At 58.9% G+C, this 22877-nt stretch carries 22 protein-coding genes; 7 read left to right on the top strand and 15 right to left on the bottom strand.

Going from position 1 to position 22877, the window contains the following annotated elements; translation table 11 throughout:
* Nucleotides 1–143: 143 nt before the first annotated feature.
* Entirely contained in the window at nt 144–1283 is a 1140-nt protein-coding gene (ald, locus tag RDA78_RS17535) for an alanine dehydrogenase (RefSeq protein WP_434051104.1), read from the bottom strand.
* Between the two features lie 183 nt (nt 1284–1466).
* Between ald and RDA78_RS17530 the strand changes: the two genes are divergently transcribed.
* Nucleotides 1467–1937, top strand: coding sequence for an Lrp/AsnC family transcriptional regulator (locus tag RDA78_RS17530; protein WP_434051103.1), 471 nt, complete (start codon nt 1467–1469; stop codon nt 1935–1937).
* 128 nt (nt 1938–2065) lie between these two features.
* On the top strand, nt 2066–2947 hold the full coding sequence (locus tag RDA78_RS17525) for an SMP-30/gluconolactonase/LRE family protein (RefSeq protein ID WP_434051102.1): 882 nt from the start codon (nt 2066–2068) through the stop codon (nt 2945–2947).
* A gap of 563 nt (nt 2948–3510) precedes the next feature.
* Here the strand turns inward: RDA78_RS17525 and RDA78_RS17520 are convergent.
* The 6 genes from RDA78_RS17520 to RDA78_RS17495 form a co-directional block, all read right to left on the bottom strand.
* Entirely contained in the window at nt 3511–4098 is a 588-nt protein-coding gene (locus RDA78_RS17520) for a hypothetical protein (RefSeq protein WP_434051101.1), read from the bottom strand.
* A 121-nt stretch (nt 4099–4219) separates the two neighbouring features.
* Entirely contained in the window at nt 4220–5020 is an 801-nt protein-coding gene (locus RDA78_RS17515; protein ID WP_434051100.1) for a rhodanese-related sulfurtransferase, read from the bottom strand.
* Nucleotides 5021–5205: 185 nt separating this feature from the next.
* Nucleotides 5206–6201 carry a zinc-binding alcohol dehydrogenase family protein gene (locus tag RDA78_RS17510; protein WP_434056171.1) on the bottom strand — a complete coding sequence of 332 codons (996 nt, stop codon included), beginning with the start codon at nt 6199–6201 and terminating at the stop codon, nt 5206–5208.
* Nucleotides 6202–6242: 41 nt separating this feature from the next.
* On the bottom strand, nt 6243–7031 hold the full coding sequence (locus RDA78_RS17505) for an ATP-binding cassette domain-containing protein (RefSeq protein ID WP_434051099.1): 789 nt from the start codon (nt 7029–7031) through the stop codon (nt 6243–6245).
* Nucleotides 7032–7103: 72 nt separating this feature from the next.
* Nucleotides 7104–8045 carry an ABC transporter substrate-binding protein gene (locus RDA78_RS17500; protein ID WP_434051098.1) on the bottom strand — a complete coding sequence of 314 codons (942 nt, stop codon included), beginning with the start codon at nt 8043–8045 and terminating at the stop codon, nt 7104–7106.
* 47 nt (nt 8046–8092) lie between these two features.
* Nucleotides 8093–9115, bottom strand: a complete 1023-nt coding sequence (locus RDA78_RS17495; protein ID WP_434051097.1) for an ABC transporter permease — start codon at nt 9113–9115, stop codon at nt 8093–8095.
* A 137-nt stretch (nt 9116–9252) separates the two neighbouring features.
* Here RDA78_RS17495 and RDA78_RS17490 point away from each other — a divergent pair, with 137 nt between their 5' ends.
* Nucleotides 9253–10155: a GntR family transcriptional regulator gene (locus RDA78_RS17490; protein WP_434051096.1), complete on the top strand. Its 903-nt coding sequence runs from the start codon at nt 9253–9255 to the stop codon at nt 10153–10155.
* A gap of 43 nt (nt 10156–10198) precedes the next feature.
* Here the strand turns inward: RDA78_RS17490 and RDA78_RS17485 are convergent, their stop codons facing one another.
* Entirely contained in the window at nt 10199–11326 is a 1128-nt protein-coding gene (locus tag RDA78_RS17485) for a mannitol dehydrogenase family protein (RefSeq protein WP_434051095.1), read from the bottom strand.
* Between the two features lie 246 nt (nt 11327–11572).
* Between RDA78_RS17485 and RDA78_RS17480 the strand changes: the two genes are divergently transcribed.
* Nucleotides 11573–12253 carry a GntR family transcriptional regulator gene (locus tag RDA78_RS17480; protein ID WP_434051094.1) on the top strand — a complete coding sequence of 227 codons (681 nt, stop codon included), beginning with the start codon at nt 11573–11575 and terminating at the stop codon, nt 12251–12253.
* Nucleotides 12254–13112: 859 nt separating this feature from the next.
* Here the strand turns inward: RDA78_RS17480 and RDA78_RS17475 are convergent.
* Genes RDA78_RS17475 through RDA78_RS17445 form a run of 7 tightly spaced genes read right to left on the bottom strand, consistent with a single transcriptional unit; the run spans nt 13113 to nt 19029 of the window.
* Complete coding sequence (locus RDA78_RS17475; protein WP_434051093.1) at nt 13113–13988, bottom strand: dioxygenase; 876 nt, start codon at nt 13986–13988, stop codon at nt 13113–13115.
* Between the two features lie 10 nt (nt 13989–13998).
* Complete coding sequence (locus tag RDA78_RS17470; RefSeq protein ID WP_434051092.1) at nt 13999–15306, bottom strand: TRAP transporter large permease; 1308 nt, start codon at nt 15304–15306, stop codon at nt 13999–14001.
* Nucleotides 15303–15863 carry a TRAP transporter small permease subunit gene (locus RDA78_RS17465; RefSeq protein WP_434051091.1) on the bottom strand — a complete coding sequence of 187 codons (561 nt, stop codon included), beginning with the start codon at nt 15861–15863 and terminating at the stop codon, nt 15303–15305. The genes RDA78_RS17470 and RDA78_RS17465 overlap by 4 nt, the downstream gene beginning before the upstream one ends.
* A gap of 28 nt (nt 15864–15891) precedes the next feature.
* Nucleotides 15892–16977: a C4-dicarboxylate TRAP transporter substrate-binding protein gene (locus RDA78_RS17460; protein ID WP_434051090.1), complete on the bottom strand. Its 1086-nt coding sequence runs from the start codon at nt 16975–16977 to the stop codon at nt 15892–15894.
* Nucleotides 16978–17005: 28 nt separating this feature from the next.
* Nucleotides 17006–17461 (bottom strand): OsmC family protein, encoded by a 456-nt coding sequence (locus RDA78_RS17455; protein ID WP_434051089.1) that lies wholly within the window; start codon nt 17459–17461, stop codon nt 17006–17008.
* 9 nt (nt 17462–17470) lie between these two features.
* The gene (locus RDA78_RS17450) at nt 17471–18151 is read right to left on the bottom strand and encodes a malonic semialdehyde reductase (RefSeq protein ID WP_434051088.1); all 681 of its coding nucleotides are present in this window, start codon (nt 18149–18151) and stop codon (nt 17471–17473) included.
* Nucleotides 18148–19029, bottom strand: coding sequence for a fumarylacetoacetate hydrolase family protein (locus RDA78_RS17445; RefSeq protein WP_434051087.1), 882 nt, complete (start codon nt 19027–19029; stop codon nt 18148–18150). Before RDA78_RS17445 ends, RDA78_RS17450 begins: the two co-directional genes overlap by 4 nt.
* Before the next feature lie 102 nt (nt 19030–19131).
* Here RDA78_RS17445 and RDA78_RS17440 point away from each other — a divergent pair, with 102 nt between their 5' ends.
* The 3 genes from RDA78_RS17440 to RDA78_RS17430 all read left to right on the top strand — a co-directional run bounded on the left by RDA78_RS17440 (nt 19132) and on the right by RDA78_RS17430 (nt 22827).
* Nucleotides 19132–19518: a YciI family protein gene (locus RDA78_RS17440; protein ID WP_434051086.1), complete on the top strand. Its 387-nt coding sequence runs from the start codon at nt 19132–19134 to the stop codon at nt 19516–19518.
* A gap of 157 nt (nt 19519–19675) precedes the next feature.
* Nucleotides 19676–20953, top strand: coding sequence for a malonyl-CoA decarboxylase (locus RDA78_RS17435; protein WP_434051085.1), 1278 nt, complete (start codon nt 19676–19678; stop codon nt 20951–20953).
* 185 nt (nt 20954–21138) lie between these two features.
* Nucleotides 21139–22827, top strand: a complete 1689-nt coding sequence (locus RDA78_RS17430) for an aspartate:alanine exchanger family transporter (RefSeq protein WP_434051084.1) — start codon at nt 21139–21141, stop codon at nt 22825–22827.
* The last annotated feature ends 50 nt before the right edge of the window (nt 22828–22877 follow it).

Genomic DNA, 22877 nt, shown 5'->3' with positions numbered 1-22877 from the left:
CCCGTTATTGTTTCGAGCTTTAAATCAGATGTGGGAGGTTGTCCACGCAAGTTGCCCGACAACTCGGGAAGGTCGCCAAGCTGTCTGAAACAAAAAGGCCGGTCACATGACCGGCCTTTCCAACGATAAGAGCCTTGACGGGCTTACGCAGCCTGGCTGGCGTCGCTCTGTGCAAGGGCGGTCGCCGGATCGACATAGTCGTAGCCGAGGGCTTCGGCAACCGCTTCGCAGGTCACCTGGCCGCCGATCACGTTCAGGCCCGGCAGGAAGTGCGGATCGTCGAGCAGCGCTTTCTTTGCCCCCTTGTCGGCAAGCGCCAGCGCGAAGGGAAGCGTTGCATTGTTGAGCGCATAGGTCGAGGTTTTCGGCACGGCACCCGGCATGTTGGCGACGCAATAGTGCACCACGTCGTCGATGATATACGTCGGGTCCGAGTGGGTGGTCGCCTTGGACGTTTCAAAGCAGCCGCCCTGATCGATGGCAACATCAACAAGAACCGAACCGGCCTTCATGCGGCTCACAAGATCTCTCGACACAAGCTTCGGCGCAGCCGCACCGGCAACCAGAACGGCGCCGACCACCATGTCCGCTTCAAGGACATGTTTTTCGAGCGCGGATTTGGTTGAATAGACGGTCTTCAGAGCCGGACCGAATGTCTGGGCAAGCTGGCCGAGAACCGTGGTGTTTCTGTCCAGAACCGTAACGTCTGCTCCAAGTCCGATCGCCATGGTGATGGCATGCGATCCGACAACGCCGCCACCGATGACGACAACCTTGGCTGGCTCGACACCGGGAACACCACCGACAAGGGTTCCGGAACCGCCATGCGCCTTTTCCAGCGCCTTGGCGCCGGCGATGACCGAAAGACGTCCGGCAACCTGGGACATCGGTACCAGCAGCGGAAGGCCGCCTTTTACATCCACGACGGTCTCATAGGCAATGCAGGTCGCACCGGATTTGACCAGATCAGCTGTCTGGTCCGCATCGGGAGCCAGATGCAGGTACGTGAAGAGAATGTGATCCGGGCGCAGCATGGCGCGCTCGACCGCCTGTGGTTCCTTGACTTTCACGATCATCTGCGCGGCGTCGAAAATTTCCTTCGCAGTGCCAAGGATCTTGGCACCTGAGGCCTGGTAGTCGGCGTCACTGGCACCGATGCCGGCGCCGGCGTTCGTTTCGACGAGCACCTCGTGTCCATGGGCGATCATCTCGTGAACACTGTCAGGTGTCAGACCAACCCGGTACTCATGGTTCTTGATTTCCTTCGGCACACCAATGCGCATAACCACGTCTCCTCTGGAAGCGTTATTGATTGCTTACAAGTGTATGTCTTTTGCCGTCGAATGTGCTTGCGTTCGCACTGTGCCAGAGTGGCTATCGAACAATTTTATTGCGCTAATCTGGAAAACTGTCGCAGCTTCTGCGATCATGGTCAAAGTTTAGCGCAATATGTGCGGTGCAACATAATGAAACTCGATCGCCTCGACCGGAAAATCCTCGACGTGCTGCAAAAGGACGGCCGGATCGCCAACGCGGACCTTGCCGATGTGGTCGGACTGTCGGCATCCGCCTGCCTCAGGCGGGTGCGCGGGCTTGAAGAAGCAGGCGTCATCGAGAATTACGTCGCCCTGCTCGATCAGCGCAAACTCGGCCGCCGCATGGATGTTTTTGTGGAGATCTCTCTGACAGGCCAGTCCAAGGAAACGCTCGAGAGCTTCGAACGCGCAGTCGCTCGGTCAGACGAAATCATGGAGTGTTTCCTGATGGCCGGGGATGCTGACTACATATTGCGGCTGACTGCGGCGGATCCGATTGATTTTGAACGCATTCACCGCGATCACCTGTCCCAGCTCCCCGGCGTTCTGAGAATGAAATCCTCTTTCGCCATCCGCCCGATCGTCAAACGGACGGCAATACCGTTGGAAGCGGAAGTCTGAGACAGGCAAGAGCATGACCCCCGTGCAAGCCACCGAACCGTCAGGGCCGATTGCAGTCTCGACGGCAGGTGAAGTCGGTTATATAGTCCGCATCCGATTATTTCCGGCACTTCAAGGATCCAGCCACGGTGTCCCACAAGATCACCCGTTTTCTCGACACAACTTATCAGCTTGGCGAATGCCCGACCTGGGACGAGCGCAACAACCGTCTCCTCTGGGTCGATATCCAGGGCCGCACCATTCAGTCGATGGACTGGACGACACGTGACATCACCACCTGGTATTTCGACAACGAAGTCGGCTCGTTCGGCCTGACCGAAGACGACCGCCTTGTCGTCGGCGTCTGGGACAAGATCCTGCTGTTCGACCCGAAGACGGAAAAGAGCGACATCCTCGCCGAGGTGCAGGTGGACGTTCCCGGCACGCGTCTCAATGACGGCAAGATCGGCCCGGACGGCGCCTTCTGGATCGGCACCATGGACACCGCCTCCCCGCGCGAACCGATCGCCGGGCTCTTCCGGATTGACGGCAAGGGGAATGTCGAAGAAATCCGCGACGAACTGCAATGCTCCAACGGCCTCGCCTGGAGCGCCGACGGCACCTACATGTATCACGCCGATTCCACGCCCGGCTGGATCGAGTGTTATGCCTTCGATCCGGCAACAGGCGCTCTTGGTTCGAAGATGCTCTACGCCCAGCAGACCAACGAGACCGGCCGTCCGGACGGCGCGACCGTGGACGCGGACGGCAACTACTGGAGTGCCGGTGTTTCGGCAGGTGTGCTGAACTGTTTCGCGCCCGACGGCAACCTTCTGGAAGCGATCCCGATGCCTGTGCCCAAGCCGACGATGCCCTGCTTCTGCGGCCCGGAACTCGATCAGCTGATCGTCACCACGATCAAGCAACCGACCGACCCCACCGCCATCGAGCCGGACACACTCTCCGGCGGCCTCTTCCTCGTGGAAGGCCACGGGCGCAAGGGTTTGAAGACGGAGCGGTTTAAGGTTTAGTCCGACAAAATGGCATCGAAAACCGCCACCATGTGACAAGACACGCACTGGTCCCGGATAAGGTCCGGGACGGCGCTGATGTAGCACTCTCAAGCTGCGGATCTGGAGACGCAGTTAAACGGGCACGGCTCCTCCCCGGTTTCCCTCTCCCGGGGGGAGAGGGTCAGGGTGAGGGCGCAAAGGTCTGAGGCGAGTTGACAGCTCTGGTCCCTCACCCGGCCTGTCAGGCCGACCTCTCCCGCGGGAAGAGGTGTCCGGGCCTGTGGGTGGTTCCGGGCATGCGGCAAATCCCCCGATGCAGAGGAAAGACTGGCGTTCTGTCCCCCTCATTGCCGCCCCGGCCCTGAGCCGGGGCCTCGTTTCAAAAAACACTTTGGTCCCGGATCGGGTCCGGGACGGCACTGGGTGCTTGTTGAGAGCAAAGGCCAAACACACACCGTCACCACGGCCTCGAGTCGGAGCCCACTCGCCGGTTACATTGCGGCAGCGCCTCAGATCACAACGTTGTCTCTGTAGCGAATTGCCTTGCCCGCAATCTAATGTGAAGAACATGGCTTCCGGCGTCAGTGCCGGCAACCTCTGACCTTCACCGGCTGCCAGACCGTGCGGGCCGGCTCCACCATGACCTGGCGGCTGACGGTCTTGTAGACGGCCGGTTCCTTGATCACATGGCTGGACGCCGGCTGCACCATCACCTTTTCCTTCACGGTGCTGTAAATCGCCGGATGGCGGACCGCGACCTTGGACGCAGCCTGCACCTGAACCCGCTCGCTGACGGTCTTGTAGACAGCCGGGTGCTGGACCTTGCACAGCGTTTTGACGCCCTTGATCATCCGGTATTCCCAGCCGACGCTGGCCCGCTGCACCATCACCTTGCGGTGACGTGTTTGATACACCGCCGGTGTCATCCGGTAGCTGACGCGCTCGGGCTGCACCAGCACACGCCGCTTTTGATAGCCATAAACCGCCGGTCGCTTGACGACCCTTTGGGTTGCGGCCCTCACCAGAACGCGTTCATGAACGGTCTTGTAAACAGCCGGAACCGTCGCCTGCTGATAGCAGGCAAGCGCCTTGCCGCCTGCATGGGCAAAAGATGCAAGAAAAGGTGTAAGTACCAGCGCGATAACCGCGCTCCAGGAACTGCGACGCATAAACTCATCCCCCAGTCTGGTGCAGGAAAATATCCTGCAACTCGATTTTAGGGAATTTTGACAAGGCATTAAAGCAAAAAGTTAACTCCCGTTAAGAGATTGCGACCGGAAATCCTTCAGATCAGGCCTGTTCCTTCGACCCTTTTTCGTAGTCGGTGTCTTCGTTGATGATGTGCCGTGCCTCCTCCGGCACCCATTCTCCCCAGCGCGGCTGGAGCTGATGATCGACGGACACGCGGTCGTCAAACACGAAACACTCACCCTTCCAGAGGCTCTCTTCCTCCGGGACCTGTTCCAGATAATTCAGGATGCCGCCTTCAAGATGGTAGACCTCATCAAAGCCGTTTTTCAGCATCCAGGCGCTCGCCTTCTCGCACCGGATCCCGCCGGTGCAGAACATGGCGATCTTCGGCTTCTTCTCAAGGTTTTCCTGGGCATTGACCCAGTCCGGGAATTCGCGAAACGATTGCGTCTCCGGATTGAGGGCTTTCTCGAATGTGCCGAAGGCAAATTCATAGTCGTTGCGCGTATCGATCACGACGACGTCCGGGTCTGAGATCAGCGCGTTCCAGTCCTCCGGCTTGACATACTCCCCGACAATTTCGTTCGGGTCGATGCCGTCGACCGCCAGACGAACAATCTCCTGTTTCAGCCGCACCTTCATGCGTTTGAACACGTGCCGGTGCGTCCAGGCCTCCTTGTACGTCAGTGCGGTCAGACGCGGGTCAGCGCGCAGGTGATCGAGCACCGCCCGAACGCCCGCCTCCGGTCCGCAGATGGTTCCGTTGATACCCTCGCTTGCCAGGAGCAAGCTGCCGCGCACATCGTTTTCGATGCAGAATGCCTTGAGCGGATCACGCATCTCCTCGTAGTCGTCGAGGGGCGTGAACAGATAAAGGGCGGCAACGAGAAAATCGTTCATCAGGCGTATTCTTTTGCTTAAAGGAGCGCTCGCGGAGAAGGCAAATCTTCCGTCCGACCCGGAGCCGTCGGCGCTCTCTATACAGCGAGAGCCCCCTCTTTGAAAAGTCCGCAGAATCTCTGACGCCTGCCCGGCGACGAACCTGGCACGCGGCGCCTACGTGAATTGGAGATGCAGCCTCGGTATCAGAACGTCACGACCGCCTTGATCAGCGTCTCGCGGTCACCGGAAAGCGCTTCGAAGCGGCCGGCCATGTCCTGAACCGGGATCGTGAGTGAACAGAGCGCATCCGTGTCGATCAAGTCGTTGCGAATGGCCTGCATCACCGTTTCGAAATCCTCGGCCGTTGCATTGCGGCTGCCGATGATCTGGGTTTCCCGCTTGTGAAATTCCGGGTCGTCAAACCGGATCTGGTCCTTGACCACGCTGACCAGCACGTAACGGCTGCCATGGGCGAGCAACTGAAAGCCCGCCTCGATCGCACGTGCGCTTCCCGTGGCGTCAAAAATGACATCGAAGCCGTCGGAAAGCGATCCGGTCAGGATGTCCGTCCCGGCAAGGTGCTGTTTTTCAAAACCGAACTTCTCCCCTGCCTGCCGCAACCGCGCTTCGCTCAGATCGAGCAGGTGAACGTCCGCTCCCTGGATGCGCGCAAAAAGCGCCGTGCCCAGGCCGATCGGACCTGCCCCGGTCACGAGCACGCGCTCACCTTTCAGCTCACCGGCGCGCCGGACCGCGTGCGCACCGATCGCCAGAAACTCGACCATGGCTGCCTGAATCTCGCTGAGACCGGTGGCCCGGTAGAGGTTCGTTTCCGGCACGGCGATCCTGGAGCACATGCCGCCGTCCCTGTGAACGCCCAGAACCTCGATGTTCTCGCAGCAATTCGGCTTGCCCTTTCTACACGCGCGGCACTTTCCGCAGGAGAGATAGGGATTGACGACGACCAGTTCGCCGTCCTGCCAGAGACTGGTCGCCCTGGCCACGCGTCCGCTGAGTTCGTGGCCGATCACCCGCGGATAGTTCAAAAACGGGTGTTTGCCTTCGAATATATGATAGTCGGTTCCGCATATGCCGACAGCGCTGATATCGACCAGCACCCAGCCGTCCGGGGCATCCATCGGCAGATCCTGTTCCGCCAGCTGGAACACGCCCGGTTCCACCACGACGCCGCAGGGCATTCTTGCGTTCTTTCCGTCTGCTGGTGTCGCTGTCTCATGCTTCATTGCAGTTTATCCCGGCCGCGCGGCACCCAGTCTTCTGGCAGTTCACCCTTGATGATGAGGCTGAGCACATCATCCTTGGTCACATCTTCAATCCGATGAGACCCGACATTCCTGCCCTTGTTCATCACGACAACGCGGTCGCACAACTCAAACACATCATGCATGTCGTGGCTGACAAGCAGGATGCCGATCCCGTCGGCCCTCAGTCCCTTGATGAGGTCGGCGACCATCGCCGTCTCGGACGGACCAAGCGCAGCCGTCGGTTCGTCCATGATCAGGATCTTCACATTGAAATAGATTGCCCGTGCAATCGCAATAACCTGCCGCTGGCCGCCGGAGAGCTTTGCAACCGGGTCGTCGAGGTTCTTGAAGTTCGGGTTGAGCTTGCGCAAGACACGCTGCGTCTCGGCCATCATCTTGCGGTCGTCGAGATTGCCAAGCCCGGTTTTCAGCTCGCGCCCGAGAAAGAGGTTGGCGGGTGCATTCAGGTGATCGGCGAGTGCAAGGGTCTGATAGATCGTTTCAATCCCCAGGTCGCGCGCATCGTGGGGGTTCTGGATCTCGGCGAGGTCTCCATTGACCCTGATAGTGCCTTCATTCGCAATCATTGCCCCGGACAGGATACGCATCAGGCACGACTTGCCCGCCCCGTTATGCCCGAGAACGCCGACCACCTCGCCCGGATAAAGGTCCAGCGACACACCGTTGACCGCGCGAATGCCGCCGAAATGCTTTTCAATGTTGCTCATCTCAACAAGGGGCTGTGACGCGCTGTCGAGGCTCATGGCAAAGGGCCCTTCATCAAAAAAGTGCCGGGAACACAAGGAAGGAGTGTGCCCCCGGCAAGTTGGGATTTGTCAGTAAAGGACGTTTTGAACTTCGGGCTGGTCGATGTTCTCTTTCGTGGCAAGCACAACGCCCGTGTCGATGAAGTCAGAGACGCTCTCGCCGCTCAACAGCTTCATGATCGTTTGAACGCCGAGTTCACCCATCTGGAAAGATCCCTGCACGGCTGTCCCTGCAAGTGTTCCGTCGCGCACGAAGTCCTGAAGGTCGGAATTGCCGTCAAAGCCGAGCGCGGTGATGCTGCCGGCCTTGCCCGCCTGAACGATCGCACGGCCCATGCCGATTGCCGTCGGCTCGTTAGCGCCGAAGATGCCGACGAGGTCGTCATTGGCTGCCAGAACATCGGTGGTCTGGTTGAGTGCGGTTGCCATCTGCGACTGCGAATAGAACGGGCCGACGATTTCAATGTCGGACTTCTCGTTGATATGCTCGACAAAACACCCGACACGGCCGATTTCCGATCCGACACCGGCGACATAGGACATCACGGCCACTTTGCCCTCGGTGCCGACTTCGGACAGCATCTTGTCGGCGACCAGTTTGCCGGCAGCGCAATTGTCGGTGGAAAGGAACGCCTGGTAGTATTCCTTGGCGTTGTCGGCCAACCCGGAATCGATGATGACGACCGGGATCTGCGCCTCGAAAGCCTTCTTGACGACTGGCGTCAGCGCCTCCGGATCGGACGGTGCAAGAACAATCCCGGCAACGCCGCGGTTGATCGCGTTTTCAACAAGGCTCACCTGATCGGCGATCGCCGATTCCGAAGCCGGGCCGTTGAAGGTCATCGTATGCGCTTCCTGCCCCTTGATCGCGGCGCTGGCGCCCTTGTTCACGTTCTGCCAGAAATTCGAGTTGGTCGTCTTGACGATGACCGCGATTTCACCGGCCTGCGCGGCGGCGCCCGTCAGCACCAGCGCACTTGCCATCATCATGGTCGAAATCAGCTTTTTCATGGATTATTCCCTCCGGTTGAAGACATGTTTGTTGGTTGTCCGGCTTGTCAGCGCCGGTTTCGGATCTGATCGATGTAGACCGCCAGAATGACGATCACGCCGATCACGATTTGCTGGATGAAGGCGGAAACGCCCGCCATGTTGAGGCCGTTGCGCAGAACGCCGATGATGAAGGCGCCGATCATGGTACCGGATATGTTGCCGACCCCGCCCATCAGCGAGGCTCCGCCGATCACCGCTGCGGCGATCGCATCAAGCTCGTACATCACGCCTTCATTCGGTTGAACTGTGACAAGGCGGGACATCAGGACATTGCCCGCCAGACCTGCAAGGGCGCCCGACAGCGTGTAGGCGAAGATTTTCGTCCGGTCGACCAGAACACCGGCAAGCCGTGCCGCCTCCTCGTTCGACCCGGTCGCATAGATATGCCTTCCGGCCTGCCGCCTGTTCAAAAGATAGGCGGCAGCGATTGCCACGACCGCAAGCAGGATCGCGGGATAAGGGATGCCCGGGAACACCACCTTCGGGAAAATGCCGCCGGTCTTCTCAACGATCCTGAAAAGAGACCCGTTGCCAAGGATGCCGAAGGCTTCGCCGAGACGTGAAATTGGAGCCGCCCCGGTCAACTGCAGCGCAACACCACGCGCAATCAGCATCATGCCGAGGGTGGCGACAAAGGGCGTGATCCGCATCTTGGTGATGACAAAGCCGTTCAGGCAACCGCAAAACGCCCCGGCAACAATCCCCAGAGCCATTGCCGGCGCAGTCGGAACACCTGCCTTAATCGATAGACCCGTCACGACCCCAGACAACGCCAGGACAGATCCGACGCTGAGGTCGATGCCGCCGGTGATGATGACCATCGTCATGCCGATGCCGAGCAAACCGATGACCGAGGTCTGGAGAAGAACCGTGAGACCGTTATTGACGGTCAGGAACGCGTCGTTGCCAAACGAAAACGCGATCACCAGCGCCAAAAGGGTCAGAACAGCCGATAGCTTGTGAAACGACCCGGCCGAAAGTCTGAATGCCGCCGGCACAGGATACGCCCCCCTATCAAGATTCGCCATGTGTCCTCCCGGGCGAAAATTGAATTTAATTATTAAAAACAGCCTTACATTCGAATTAAGCTTCGTCAATTGTTTTTTATTTTTTTATACGAAATTTCAGGAATTGTGCTTCATCGAGGATGTGCTAGTTTCGCGTCATGGCCCGTACTGACGAGCGTTTTCGAAGCGCTTACAACAAGTTGCTGGATATCTGCGCCACAATGGATGTTGGCAGCCAACTGCCTGCCGAGGTTGTGCTGGCGGAGCGGATGGAGGTGAGCCGGACCATCGTGCGCACTGCCCTGCAAAAACTTGACGAAGAAGACCTGATCGATTGGGAGGGAAGGCAGAAAACGCTGATCAGGCGGCCGGAACAAAAACACCGCCTGTCGCAATCGGAAAGCGCGCCTTCGGGCGAAGAGCTCGAAAAGCTTTTCTTCGAGTGGATCCTGCGCTTTGACGTGCCTGCCGGAACCTCCTTGAACATTGCTCAGCTATCACGCCAGTTCGGTGTCCCGCCCCACGGCCTGCAGGAGTTCCTGTCGGGACTGAGCCGCTTCGGTCTTGTCGAACGGCGGGCCAAGGGTGGATGGACCCTTTCCGGTTTCACGGCGGAGTTTGCCGTTGAACTCTCCGACTTCCGGCTCGTTCTGGAAATGAATGCCGTCAGACAGCTTCTGTCCCTGCCCGAAGACCATGAAATCTGGGTGAAGCTCAAGGATCTTGAACGTGAGCACGAGGTCCTGAAGAAGGACCTCAAAACCCGGTACCACGACTTCTCGACCCTGGACGAAAAGTTCCATTCAACGGTCAACAGCGTGGTCAAGAACCGCTTCGTTCTTGAAGCGCAGAAACTGATCTCGCTCATCTTCCACTATCACTACATGTGGGACAAGCACGACGAGCGCGAACGCAACGCGGCAGCGATCGAGGAGCACCTTGAATGGATCAGGGCCATGCTCGCTCACGACCGCTTGCATTCAGAAGAAGCGGCTCTCAAGCACCTGCGCCGCTCGAAGGAGACACTCCTGGCCTCCCTGAAAGACCACAAACGCGCCTGATCCGGTTCACATCCTCTCCTGCCGGGTTTGGAAAGCACGTGACCTAAAGCATGCGAACCTTGGCTGATGCCGCTGAAATCGCGTCCAGCCTCGGCGCGGAAAACGACGCATTCGCCTGTCTCGCCCAGGTCAGGAACGCTCCGATCCTGCGCTCGATCTTCTCCGCGTGGTTTTGAGCAATGTCGGCAAGCTTGTGATCGAGAAACGGATTTTTGAACCTGTCGAGCGTGGTCTCGACATAGGCGGCCGCCTCGTCTTTGCGGCCATGAGCCGCAAATCCGGGCACGACCTCGCGGGTATAGAGATCTTCAAGGTCTGCAGCCGCCTCCGGATCGGCGAGCATGTCACGTACGAATTTGTGGCGCTTGAGCGTCACTTCGGCCAACCAGCGGGAAACAAGATAGGTGTGCCCGAGATTGAGGATGAACAGCTTCAGCGTTTCGAATGGCTCCAGGCTCGGCACAACGCGCACGTCCGGATGCGAGCATGGCACCAAAAGACCCGGCTGATCCTCAATGGCCCAGAAGGCATAGGGCTCGGCAACAGCTCCGGCCGGTTCGAGCGGTTCGGACACGATGCGGTCTACGAGCGAATTCACCCAGATGACATCCGATTCCAGCCAGTTTCGGAACACGGCCGGATAAAGGTCGGCGATCCCGAAGACGAGATCCCGAAGAACCTCTCCGTTATGCGGCACAAGCTCCGTCGGCATGATCTGTATGCCAGCGCCGCTTTCCCGGAACCGCTGATAGAGAAGCCAGGTCAGTTTCGCAGGGTATGACATTGCCTGATCGAAGGTTGTTCGGCAGTCGGCCTCGCACGGACGGAACCCTGCGTCCGCGGTGTTCGACAGGATGATCCGGGCTTCGTTCACCACAACGTCCCGGACGCGGTCAAGGTCGCCGGGAAGAGACAGTGTCCTCGCCACGCTGGTGACCCGCGTCTGCGTTTCGATCAGCTGGCCACCCTCAACGCCCCTCACCTGTACCTCGTAGCCCTCTTTGGCCGAAAGAGCCGCAAGCCGGGCCGAGCGGCCAGGGTCGCCGCTCGTCTGAACAACCGTGACCGGTCCAACCGCAGAGCCTTGCCGGAGCGCCTCTGAAACGAAAAGATCGACATGCGCCTGAAGAAACCGGCTGGTTCCGATTTGCAGAATTGGGGTTGCGGACATCATTCCTCCCGATTCGTTTTATTGTTTATTATTAATTAGTACATTTCTGGTCAACTGCCGGTGACGTATTTTCCGGCAATTGGGGTGTGTGACGGCCTGCTTGAGCGACAGTCAGGCAAAAGAGTTGAGTAGCCAAGCAAATTGGCGAAAACTGTTGAGCAATTCTTGTGCAAATTGACTTGACCCGCTTGCGCATCATCCTAGTTAAAACTGGAATTCTGGTCAGAAAATCGATATTATTTACCCATGGCTATACAAATGCAGATGGACGCATCGCAAGAACCTTCCTCTACGCAAAGGGCGTATCTTGCGATCCGAAGGATGATCCTGGTCGGCGAGCTCGCGCCCGGCGAAAAACTGAAGATCGAAAAGCTGCGGCAGATTCTCGACATGGGAGGATCGCCGATCCGCGAGGCTCTGACTTTGCTCGTCTCGGACCTTCTTGTCGAACGCCTGGATCAGCGCGGCTTCCGGACATCGGACGTGAGCCCGTCGAACTTCGCTGAAATCCTGAACCTGCGCTGTCATCTCGAAGAAATGGCGCTGCGTGAGAGCCTCGCAAACGCGGATCATGCCTGGGAAGACAGGCTCGTGATCAGCCATCATCGCATGATGCGCGAGCCGCGGACCAACGTTGAGCGCTTCGAGGAGCTGCACAAGGCTTTTCACATGAACCTTCTGAACGGATGTCATTCGCCGGTTCTGCTGAAATTCTGCAACCAGCTCTATGACCTCAATATCCGGTACCGCTACCTGGCCGGACAGGCGCTCAACTACTCGGCCCGCGACATCGGCAAGGAACACAGCAACATCATGAATGCGGCCGTCGACAGAAACACCGACCTGGCCTGCAAACTGCTGCTCGACCATTACCGCAACACCGGCGCGTTTCTGGAAAAGCACTTCTCGGTTGAAGCGGCCGAGTAGGATCAGCAGGTTCCGTCATTCCGGACAACAAGGCATCGCCGCAATCCGTCGCCTGACGTTTCTGCACACCAAATCTCAGGGGGAGCAGAATGGAAACGGCATGGATGCCATGGTCAGGCCATTGCATGACCAGCAAAGATTATCTTTATCCAGTCCCTCCCCCTCCCTAGCGTCATCGCAGGGCTTGACCCTGCGATCCATGCCGATTGCTCACTTTTCGGGAAGGCGCACCGAATGGCGCTGCAACGTGGATTGGATCCCCGATCAAGTCGGGGATGACGCTCAAACGTGGGGCTCGGCCACTGCTCTTTCCGTCATTTCGGACAACAAGGCATCGCCGGAGTCCGTCCCCCGACGTCTCTGCACCCCAAGTCTCAGGGGGAGCAGAGAGGGAACGGCATGGATGCCATGGTCAGGCCATGGCATGACCAGCAATGAGTGTCTTTGTCCAGTCCTACTCCCTCCCTCGCGTCATCGCAGGGCTTGACCCTGCGATCCATGCCGATTGCTTGCTTTTCGGGAAGGCGTCCTGATCCGAACAAACTGTTCCAAAAGCCCAAACCGCTTGGGTCCGGCCTTCTTCTCCTTGTCGCCCCTGCAAAGGCAGGGATCCAGTACACACTTTTCTGTCCGGTTTAGTCACCATCTGGCCACGCGGGGGGCCAGGGTCCGGTCTTGTCGCGGCTTGTGCGGCAGACAGGAACGACTACATGAGAAAAGCCCGCCTTCCAGCAAAGTCCCCCCAGAAAACGACCCGAATCCCGATCCGAAGGAAGGGCGGCAAGTTCAAGGAACGAGCCGCCCAACCTCCGCACCTCGGGAAGAGGAGCTTGCGAACGGGGAAAGTGCGGGAGCCGGCTCAGGCGCCGTCGCGCACGAGAACCAGGTCGAAATCGGCGAGCAGCCAGGAACCGTCGACCTTGCCCGACAGCACGTAGCCATCGGACGGGAAGGATCCGGCAGGTTGTTCGACATAGGTCATGACGAGATCCTCCCGGACGCCGAAGACCGTGTCCTCGTCAAGATATGGATCATCGTCGGGAAAGATCTCGGTGACCAGCGTCCGGAAACCAGGCGCCTTGACGATGTAATGCAGATGCGAGGGACGCCAGGGATGGCGGCCGCTGCCACGCAGTATGTCCCCGACCGGTCCGTCGCTCGGCACCGTGTAGCTCACCGGCTTGACCGTTGTGAAACCGTAGTGGCCGTCCGGACCCGTCGTCTGGATACCATGGAACGAATAGGTGTCCTGATCCGGATCCTGGCTGGAATACATGCCGTTCGGGGCCGTCTGCCAGATATCGAGTTCGGCCCCTTCGATCGGGTTGCCGTCCACGTCCCGGATCGTGCCTTTTGCGAGAAGCACCTCACCGCCAAAACCGCGGCGCATGTCCCCGCCGATTGCGAGCGGCGGCGCGCCGGTGATGTGAAACGGCCCGAGCACGCTCGACGAGGTTCCCTGCGGGTTGGAATGCAGCATGTCCACCAGCGAGGACAGGCCGAGCACGTCCGAAAGCAGAACAAACTCATGACGCTCGGCGTCGGAGATGTTGCCGGCTGCCTCCAGAAACTCGATACCCTTGCGCCACTCTTCGTGGGTAAGGTTCGTTTCACGGGCGAAGTCGTGCAGGTGCGTGACCAGGCTCTTCAGGATTTCCTTCAGGCGCGGATCGGTGTCCGGACCGAAATATCCCATGAAAACATCGGTTATATTGTCTTTCGTGACGTGACGCATGGGACACCTTCTAGTTCAGGATAGCCAGGCTCAGAGACGGCCAGCGGATCAGCGCGACCAGCACGATGAGCATGACCAGCGCAAACGGGAAAGCCCCGATGAAAACGTCCTTCAGCGAGATGCGCGGATCGTTCAGCGTGGCCTTGATGACAAAACAGGAAATGCCGAGCGGCGGCGTCAGCAGGCCGATCTCCGCACCGACAACGGTGATGATGCCGAACCAGACCAGGGACAGTCCCATCGGTTCGATCAGCGGCAGGAACAACGGCACGACAATCAGGATGATGGAAGCCGTGTCCAGGATGGTTCCGAGAAAGATCATCATCGCGACGTAAATGACCATGATCCAGAAGAAGGTCAGTTGCGTGTCGGTCAGAAGATTGCCAAGCTCGTTCGGCAGGCCTGCAAGCCCGAGCATGCGGCTGTAGATGGAGGCCGCCGTGATCAGGAACAGAATCGAGGCGGTGATGTGCCCGGTTTCCAGAAGGGCTTGCCAGAGCGTCTTCAGTGTCAGTTTCTTGCGGAACGCGGCAATCACCAGCCCGAGCAGTGACCCGGCCGCCCCGGCCTCGACCGGCGTCAGCCAGCCGGTATAGATGCCGCCGAGAACGGCCACGATCAGGATCAGGGTCGGAAGGGTCTTGTCCGCGATCTCGCGCGGGGACATCCACTCTGTTTCGTCCGCCGGGCGGCCACCGACATATTTCGGGGTGACGCGTCCCATGAGGAAGATCGCGATGACATAGGCGGCAGCAAGGAGAAGGCCCGGCACCACGCCGGCCAGGAACATGTCTCCGACGCTCTGTTCCGCGACAAAGGAATAGATGATCAGCATCGCAGACGGCGGAATGATCATGCCAAGCACGGACGATCCGGCAACGACGCCAACCGCAAAGCGCGGATTGTAGTCAAATGCCAGCATCTGCGGCACGGATACCTTCGAGAACACCGAGGCCGATGCGATGGACGACCCGGTCACGGCCGCGAAAACGGCATTGGCCCCGACGGTCGCCATGCCGATCCCGCCCTTTACCTTGCGAAATCCGGAATTCATCACGGTGTAGATATCTGCGCCAAGCCCCGCCTTGGACACAATAAGCCCCATGAAGGTGAAGAGCGGCACGGTTGCGAACGTGTACTCCATCACGCTGTCGCCGATCGCGATCTTCAGGAGGTTGATCGCCAGATCGAAATTGTCCCGCATCAGGAGGATCGAGACGAACGAGACCAGGCCTAGCGCGATCGGGATATAGACGCCGACATAGACAAGGACGACAATCGCGATGACGGACAGGATGCCGATTTCAAAAGGTGTCACGCGTTTTCCTCGGCATGTTCGTTAAGGCGGACGGGTTCGACGTCCGGATCCGGCATGATCACCTTGATGAAAAACAGGATCATGCACAGGGTGGCACTCAGAAAGATGGCGAGCTTGATCGGCCACCACGGCGCTGTGAAGATACCCGGGACACCGAAAAAGTCTTTTGTTTCATACATCTCGACGAATTCCGGCCAGATCGCATAAGCCACGAGCAGCATGAACACGCCCGACACGAAATTGATCGTGCGCCGGATCGTTCCTGCAGAACGCGGCCGCGTCGTCGACAGGATTGTCAGGAACCCGTCGGAGCGCGTCAGCCGGTTCATTCTCACCACATCGGGAAGCTGCAGGAACACGATGAGCACCATGGAGAACTGGACCACTTCATACGCCCCCCGGAAGGGGGCGTTGAAGAGGCCGCGCGCGACCACATCGTAATTCACGATCAGGACGAGGCCGAGCACGATGAGGGTGCCAACTGCGTTGGCACCCATGGCAACCCAACTGGCGAGGTTTGAAAGGGCGCGAACGCCAGTACGGATTGATCGCAGCATTCCGGCGCTCCCGCTTGTTGTCGCTGCCTTACTGCGAAAGTTCCGCAGACCAGTTGCGGGTCGGCGTGAAGCCTGCGTCCTGCAGTTTGGTCATGTAGGCTTTCAACATGTCGCTGCCGGGCTCACCCTTGGAGTCAAGGTCTGCGGCCCATTCGACGGCAAGGTTCGGGATCGCCGTCGCCCAGGCTTCACGTTCGGCCGGATCCATTTCAACGATGGTGCCACCGGCTTCCACATACTTGTCACGGCTGGCCTGTGCCCGGTCCATGGCGATACCGGCCACATGATCGCGATACTCTACGGCAACGTCCTGCAATACCTGTTTGACCTCATCCGGCAGACCGTCCCAGTAGTCCTTGTTCACGGTAATCGTCTTGGAGTTCACCGCTCCCAGATCCGCCTTCAGCATGTAGGGCGCAACTTCGGCGATCTTGAAGGTACTGGCAGCTTCCGGCCACAGCATCGCCTTGTCGACAAGGCCGGTCTGCAGCATGTTGTAGAAGTCGGTCAATCCGCCACGGACACCGGCAGCACCGTCAATGCCTTCAAGGTACCTGAGGTTCATGCCGGCGCCGGCAACCTTTTTGCCTTCAAGATCGGAAATGCTGTTGATCGGTTCCTTGGAGAAAACCTGGTAGGTATCCAGCACGACGCCGGTTGCCAAGTATACCTGGTTTTGTTGCTCGAACTCCTTCTGCATGGTCGGGAATTCCTTGGCGATCTCATCGACCGCCTTGGCGACCGCGCGGGAGTCCGGCGCAACGAAGGGCGTCACGGCGGAAATCGCCTGGCTCGGCAGTTTCGACGAATGGAAGATCGTCGTCACGATGCCGATGTCACCGAGACCCAGCTTGATGCCTTCCAGAACACCTTTTGGCTTGACGATGGAGCCGCCGTAGCTTTCCTGCCAGTCCATCTTGTAGTTGCCGGTTTCCGCCAGCCGCTTGTCGACTTCCGGAATGAAGAAGTTGGTGAATTCCTTCACCCAGAGGGCACGCGCCGGGTAACCGTCGATGACGACGGCCTTGATTTTTTCCGTCGCAGAAACGGGCAGCGAGGTGGCACTCAAAAGCGCAAGGGCAAGTGCGCCCCGTCTCGTCATTTTTCCAAACATGGCATTCTCCTCCCAAAAAACAGAGCGGTCAGGCTTTCTGCCAGACCGTCTCGAGTGCGGTCCCGGACTGTTCGAACAATTTCGACAGGGGACAGTATTTGGCGACTTCACGGGCAACGCGCGCGAGTTCGTCGTCGCTTGCCGACCCGTCGCTCGTCACCACTTGGCTCAAAGCGACAAAAGGAACGTCAATTTCCTCCTCCAGAGTGACGCCCCTGCGGTCGAAATCGCAGGTTATTTCTATTGACAGGTGTCCGATATCGACGCCCAGTCTGTCGGCACACTTGTTGCCGATCACGTTGGTGCATCCGGCGAGTGCGGCCAGAGCCGCCTCCGTCGGCGCCGGTCCGAGATTCGTTCCGCCCCGCGCTTCCGGTTCATCGATCGAAACCGTCAGATCCCGGATGCCGACATCCGTCCTGGAATGGCTGATCCCCTTCGCGGAGGACCGAAGCTTGACGACCGTCTTTGCCTTCAGCGCCATGCGTCTGACTCACAGGAACTTGCAGGCTTTGTCGAACGGAAGACGCGGCAGTTTCTGGAACAGCGCGGTCTCGTCGGCATAGCCGAAATTACACAGGAAATTGGATCTGAGCGTCGTTCCGGCAAAAAACTCCTCGTCCACGATCTTGTTGGAAAATCCGGACATTGCCCCGACATCAAGACCGAGCGCGCGCGCTGCGATCATGAAGTAGGCTCCTTGAAGCGTCCCGTTGCGAAACGCGGTTGTCTCGGAGTGTTCCGGCTTTCCCTCAAAGTGCGGCCGCCGGTCTTCGTGCGGAAACAGGAACGGCAGTTCCTTCCAGAAGTCCAGGTCGTGCGCAATGATCACCGTGCCGGGCGCAGACATCATCTTGTCGATGTTCTTGTCCTTGAGCGCCTTCGCAAGCCGGGTCTTTGCCTCGTCGCTCTCGACGAAATAGAAGCGCGCCGGACATGTGTTCATGCTTGTCGGGCCCGCAGCCGTGATCTCGTATATCGCCTCGAGTACTTCGTGCGGTACGGGCCTGTCCTGCCAGGCGTAATGCGACCTGGCGGTCCGCAGGATCAGGTCGATACCATCATCATCCAGCTTGCCGATCCGATCGCGCAGATCGCGAATATGGGCATGCGCTTCCGCGCGCAGCTTTTCCAGCGCCTCACCGGTCGGTGCTTGAGAGACGGCTATCGTCATTCCGCGGCCTCCGTTGCGACCAGATCTTCCTCGGCGATAACGGGATTGGCGCAGATACCGATGCCCTCGATTTCGACTTCGACGACTTCACCCGGGCGAAGCCAGCGCTGAGGGGTCTTGGCGTGCCCGACGCCGGGAGGCGTTCCCATGGCGAGCAGATCGCCGGATTCAAAGGTGGTGAACTCGGAGACGGTCGCGATCGTGCGGGCGACGCTCCAGAGCATGTCCGATGTCTTTGCACTCTGCAGGATTTCCGTCCCGACCCGCGACTCGATCTTGAGGCCTTCGGCACCCTCGGGCAGTTCGTCAGGTGTTACGACTACGGGGCCGATCGGGCCGGTTCCGTCAAAATTCTTGCCAGGTGTCCACTGGTGGGTCTTGCGCTGGTATTCCCGCACCGACCCGTCGTTGAAGATCGTGTAGCCGAACACATGGTCCAGCGCGTCCTGTTCGCTGATGTGTTTGCCGCCCTTGCCGATGATCACCATCAGTTCGGCTTCATAATCCAGCTGTTCCGAGCAATTTGGGCGGACCATCGGTGCACCTGCGGGTATCATCGACGTGTTGCAGCGCATGAACAGCGCTGGATAGGAAGGAACCTCGTAGCCGCCTTCCTTGATGTGATCGACGTAGTTCAGCCCCAGACACATGATCTTTCCGGGACGCTCGATCGGAAGGCCTGGGGTGATTGAGGAAAGCGGCTCCGCATCAGCGCTTTCCTTCAGCGCCTCCAGACTGTCAAGAGCGATGCGGCCTGCGGCCATCGCGCTCAGATCCGTACCGACACTTCCGTTTACCGCCGTGAGGTTCCAGGCCCATTCCCCTTCCACGTGAAAGACACCCTGCCCCGACGAACCTGTCCCAACAATGAATCGCATTTTTGCCTCGGCGTTTCCAAATTTTTTCTAACTTTGACGACTATTTTTAAGATTGTCAAATAATATCGATTTTTTTAATGTGAGAAAAATTGGAGATATCACATGCCCAAATGGAACGACTACAAACGCATGGCCAAGGAACGGGGATCCCTCGCCCTGGAACTCTATATCGTGAACACGGTCCCTGCCGGACCGGATGCCGATTTGCCCGGGACCCTGCCCGATCATCTCGCCTACCAGGCCAGGATGGAACAGGAAGGCAAACTCGTATTCGCAGGTCCCGTCTCAGATATGTCCGGTGAGACCCTCGAGGGTGAAGGCATGATCATTTACAGGGCACCTTCGCTCGAAGAGGCACGGAACTATGCGGCCGAAGATCCGATGCACAAGAAAGGCGTGCGGACATTCACGATCCGCCGCTGGCTCATCAACGAAGGCAGTTTCACGCTTTCCGTCGGTCTTTCCACGAAACAAGTCGACCTGACCTGACGGACCGGCGATCATCCCGCGGCTCACCGAAAGGACAATTGGGCAAGGCAGGATGCTCGGCCTATGATTTGAAACCGGTGCCAGGATCCGCCTGGCACAAGCGCCCCTGCACAACGCCGCTGCGGCGTCGAGACGTTTACGGCCCTTGGAGAACACGATGACCATCCTTGGAGACTTGCTGTCGACAATCTTCGAACGCAGATATCTGGCAGCTGCGCTCGACAAGCCGGACTCCCGCTCGATGGAGGAACTGATCACTGCCCTTGTCGGCGCAACCGGTGAGATCACCGGGCTGTCGGCGGCCAATCACATCCTGAAGCGCTACCAGGCAATGGACGACGCGGAAAAGCTCTCGTTCTTCCGGCATCTGGCAAGCGACATGAACATTGACCCCGACAAGGTGCGCAACACGCTCGATGCTTACGAGAAGAACCCGAGCAAGCAAAGCTATCGCGCGTTCATGACAGCCGTCGAACCGGACCGGCAGGAACTCATCAGGCGCTTGAATCAGACCCCGGGAGCGACCGAAATCCTTGTGCGGATGCGGGCCGATCTGCTCGCGCTCGGCAAGGATGACCCGACACTGCAGGCGCTTGACCAGGATTTCAGGCACCTGTTCGTATCCTGGTTCAACCGGGGTTTTCTTGTTCTGCGGCCGATCAGCTGGGAAAGCCCTGCGCACATCCTGGAAAAGATCATCGCCTATGAATCCGTGCATGAAATCGCCAGTTGGGAAGATCTGCGTCACAGACTGGTGCCGGATGACCGCCGCTGTTTTGCATTTTTTCACCCTACGATGCCGGACGAACCGCTGATCTTTGTCGAGGTGGCGCTCACCGGCGATATCCCCGGCTCCATTCAGGATCTTCTCACCGACGAGCGCGAGATCATCGCCGCAGATGCGGCGAAGACGGCGGTCTTTTATTCCATATCCAACTGCCAGGCCGGTCTCGCCGGGATCTCATTCGGAAATTCGCTGATCAAGCAGGTCGCATCTGATTTGGCCGCCGAGTTGCCGGGCCTGAGATCCTTCGTCACCTTGTCTCCGATCCCGGGGCTGACGAAGTGGCTGGATGCGGAGAATATAGCCTTTGAGGGCGTGGACACGAAGCAATTGCGGGTACTTGCTGCCTACTATCTGATGTCTGCGAAACGGTCCGACGGTCAACCCCTGGATCCGGTCGCCCGCTTTCACCTCGGAAACGGCGCCATGATCCACGCCGTTCACGCCGTTGCCGACACGTCCCCCAAAGGCCGTGCGCAATCGGCCGGCGTCATGGTGAACTATCTCTACGATCTGCCAAAGGTGGCTCAGAACCATGAGCGGTTTGCCACCACGCAGGAGGTCGCGGCATCAGGCGAAATCCGTAACCTGAACGCAGTGGCAAAAAAGCAGGACCTGCAGCGTCCCGAGCCCGAACAGGAAAGCGCCTGATCCAGCCCTTCACAATTGATCGCATTTCGCAGCCAATTGGTTGCCGGCCGCGCTGATTGTCCGCGTCTCGTCATTATTTTGACGCAAGAGGCGATCAGTAGGGGCCGACTTCACGCGAGTGCGCGCATTTGACCGGCAGCACACCGAGATGTCCGGCATTGGTTCCGCGCAAGACAAGACAAAACATGACCATCGACTTTTCGCAGATCTTCCAGCAGGATTCGGTGCTGGTGATCTTCACGATCATCGCGATCGGGTACCTCATCGGCAACATACGCGTCGCACGGTTCGAAATCGGCGTCACCGGCGGCGTGCTGCTTTGTGCACTCATGTTCGGGCACTATGGCTACACGATCGACCCAATCGTCCAGGCAATCGGTTTCACGCTGTTCATTTATTCCGTCGGCTGGCAGGCCGGACCGCAGATCCTCAACGTGATGCGTCAGGACGGACCGAAATACCTTGTTCTGACGATTTTCATGGCAGGCGGATCCTTCCTCCTGGTGCTTGGCCTTGCCTGGATGACGGGTCTCTCCAATTCCTTTTCCGCCGGCCTCATGGCAGGCAGCCTGACAAGCACGCCGACACTCGTCGGTGCGCAGAACGCGGTATCGTCCGGTCTTGTGGCACCCGCTGCCGGACAAACGCAAAACAGCCTCATCGAAAGCATCAGCGTCGCCTATGCGATCACCTATATCTTCGGAACGGTGGGTCTGCTCCTCGTCGTGAAACTGTTGCCGAACCTTCTGCGGGTCGACCTTGCCGAAGCAGCGGAAACCTTTGCCAGCGAGCGCGGTTTCAAACAGGAAAATGTCGAGGACACGATCGACCGCCCGATCCTGCGTGCTTACCTGATCGACGAACTTGAGGTCACGGGTCTGACGATCGCGCAGGCCCTGGTCGCGCGGTCCGCAAAGGACATCAGCGTCAGATCGCTCTACAAGATCAAGCGTGGAACCGAGCTGATCGATCCCGAACCAGACACGGTGATCGAGGCCGGCGACAAGGTCGCCGTTTTTGCGACACCGGAAGAACACGCAAGGGCAAGAGACCAGTATCGCCTTGGTGCCGAAGTCCTGGACCGGGATCTGATCGATGCCGTTGTTGATGTTGCCGAAGTCGTGGTGACGAACCCGAACGCCGTCGGCAAATCCCTAGAACAACTCGGCATATACGAACGTCATGGCTGTTACCTGACGCGCATGACACGATCCCAGATCCAGCTTCCCCTGGCTCCCGGAACCGTTGCCCAGCGCGGCGATGTCATGATCCTGACCGGGGAGCGCCGGGCGCTCGACAGGGCCATTGCCGAACTCGGCGCAGAGGATCGAAAGGCCGTTGAAACAGACCTGCTCACCTTTGCCGCCGGCATCGTCTTCGGCTTGTTGCTTGGCCAGATCACCGTCAGGGTCGGTGACATCGATGTGGGCATCGGCACAGCGGGGGGATTGCTTATCGCGGGTATCTGCGTTGGCTTCCTGCGCGCCAACCGTCCCACGTTCGGTCGCATGCCTGCTGCTGCCCGGTTTATCATGATGGAACTCGGCCTGCTCCTGTTCATGGTCGGGGTGGGTCTGAACGCCGGAGGCGGCATCGCCAATGCGATCGGGTCCGTCGGCCCTGTCCTGTTCCTTTCAGGTGTGATCGTGACGTGCCTGCCGCTGCTGTGCGGTTACGTCTTCGGACGGCTGGCCCTTGGCATGAACCCGGCACTTCTGCTGGGCGCGCTGACGGGGGCCATGACCAGCACGCCCGCCCTCGGGATTGTCCAGCAAGCGGCAAAGAGCACGGTTCCGGCGCTCGGATATGCCGGCACCTATGCCCTGGCGAACGTGCTGCTCACGCTCGCGGGCACCCTGATCATGCTGCTTTGACATCCGCTGCCTGAATGCGCCGTCCCGAATCCATCCGGCAACAGACCCGC

This window comes from Roseibium sp. (genome assembly GCF_051016195.1).
In the GTDB taxonomy this organism is placed as follows: domain Bacteria; phylum Pseudomonadota; class Alphaproteobacteria; order Rhizobiales; family Stappiaceae; genus Roseibium.
This window is presented reverse-complemented; position numbering and strand designations above follow the sequence as displayed.

What these genes read in the sequence shown, in the direction of transcription:
- ald (WP_434051104.1), bottom strand. Translation starts at nt 1,283, where the DNA reads ATGCGCATTGGTGTGCCGAAGGAAATCAAGAACCATGAGTACCGGGTT.
- RDA78_RS17530 (WP_434051103.1), top strand. Translation starts at nt 1,467, where the DNA reads ATGAAACTCGATCGCCTCGACCGGAAAATCCTCGACGTGCTGCAAAAG.
- RDA78_RS17520 (WP_434051101.1), bottom strand. Translation starts at nt 4,098, where the DNA reads ATGCGTCGCAGTTCCTGGAGCGCGGTTATCGCGCTGGTACTTACACCT.
- RDA78_RS17515 (WP_434051100.1), bottom strand. Translation starts at nt 5,020, where the DNA reads ATGAACGATTTTCTCGTTGCCGCCCTTTATCTGTTCACGCCCCTCGAC.
- RDA78_RS17510 (WP_434056171.1), bottom strand. Translation starts at nt 6,201, where the DNA reads ATGCCCTGCGGCGTCGTGGTGGAACCGGGCGTGTTCCAGCTGGCGGAA.
- RDA78_RS17505 (WP_434051099.1), bottom strand. Translation starts at nt 7,031, where the DNA reads ATGAGCCTCGACAGCGCGTCACAGCCCCTTGTTGAGATGAGCAACATT.
- RDA78_RS17500 (WP_434051098.1), bottom strand. Translation starts at nt 8,045, where the DNA reads ATGAAAAAGCTGATTTCGACCATGATGATGGCAAGTGCGCTGGTGCTG.
- RDA78_RS17495 (WP_434051097.1), bottom strand. Translation starts at nt 9,115, where the DNA reads ATGGCGAATCTTGATAGGGGGGCGTATCCTGTGCCGGCGGCATTCAGA.
- RDA78_RS17490 (WP_434051096.1), top strand. Translation starts at nt 9,253, where the DNA reads ATGGCCCGTACTGACGAGCGTTTTCGAAGCGCTTACAACAAGTTGCTG.
- RDA78_RS17485 (WP_434051095.1), bottom strand. Translation starts at nt 11,326, where the DNA reads ATGTCCGCAACCCCAATTCTGCAAATCGGAACCAGCCGGTTTCTTCAG.
- RDA78_RS17480 (WP_434051094.1), top strand. Translation starts at nt 11,573, where the DNA reads ATGGCTATACAAATGCAGATGGACGCATCGCAAGAACCTTCCTCTACG.
- RDA78_RS17475 (WP_434051093.1), bottom strand. Translation starts at nt 13,988, where the DNA reads ATGCGTCACGTCACGAAAGACAATATAACCGATGTTTTCATGGGATAT.
- RDA78_RS17465 (WP_434051091.1), bottom strand. Translation starts at nt 15,863, where the DNA reads ATGCTGCGATCAATCCGTACTGGCGTTCGCGCCCTTTCAAACCTCGCC.
- RDA78_RS17460 (WP_434051090.1), bottom strand. Translation starts at nt 16,977, where the DNA reads ATGTTTGGAAAAATGACGAGACGGGGCGCACTTGCCCTTGCGCTTTTG.
- RDA78_RS17455 (WP_434051089.1), bottom strand. Translation starts at nt 17,461, where the DNA reads ATGGCGCTGAAGGCAAAGACGGTCGTCAAGCTTCGGTCCTCCGCGAAG.
- RDA78_RS17450 (WP_434051088.1), bottom strand. Translation starts at nt 18,151, where the DNA reads ATGACGATAGCCGTCTCTCAAGCACCGACCGGTGAGGCGCTGGAAAAG.
- RDA78_RS17445 (WP_434051087.1), bottom strand. Translation starts at nt 19,029, where the DNA reads ATGCGATTCATTGTTGGGACAGGTTCGTCGGGGCAGGGTGTCTTTCAC.
- RDA78_RS17440 (WP_434051086.1), top strand. Translation starts at nt 19,132, where the DNA reads ATGCCCAAATGGAACGACTACAAACGCATGGCCAAGGAACGGGGATCC.
- RDA78_RS17435 (WP_434051085.1), top strand. Translation starts at nt 19,676, where the DNA reads ATGACCATCCTTGGAGACTTGCTGTCGACAATCTTCGAACGCAGATAT.
- RDA78_RS17430 (WP_434051084.1), top strand. Translation starts at nt 21,139, where the DNA reads ATGACCATCGACTTTTCGCAGATCTTCCAGCAGGATTCGGTGCTGGTG.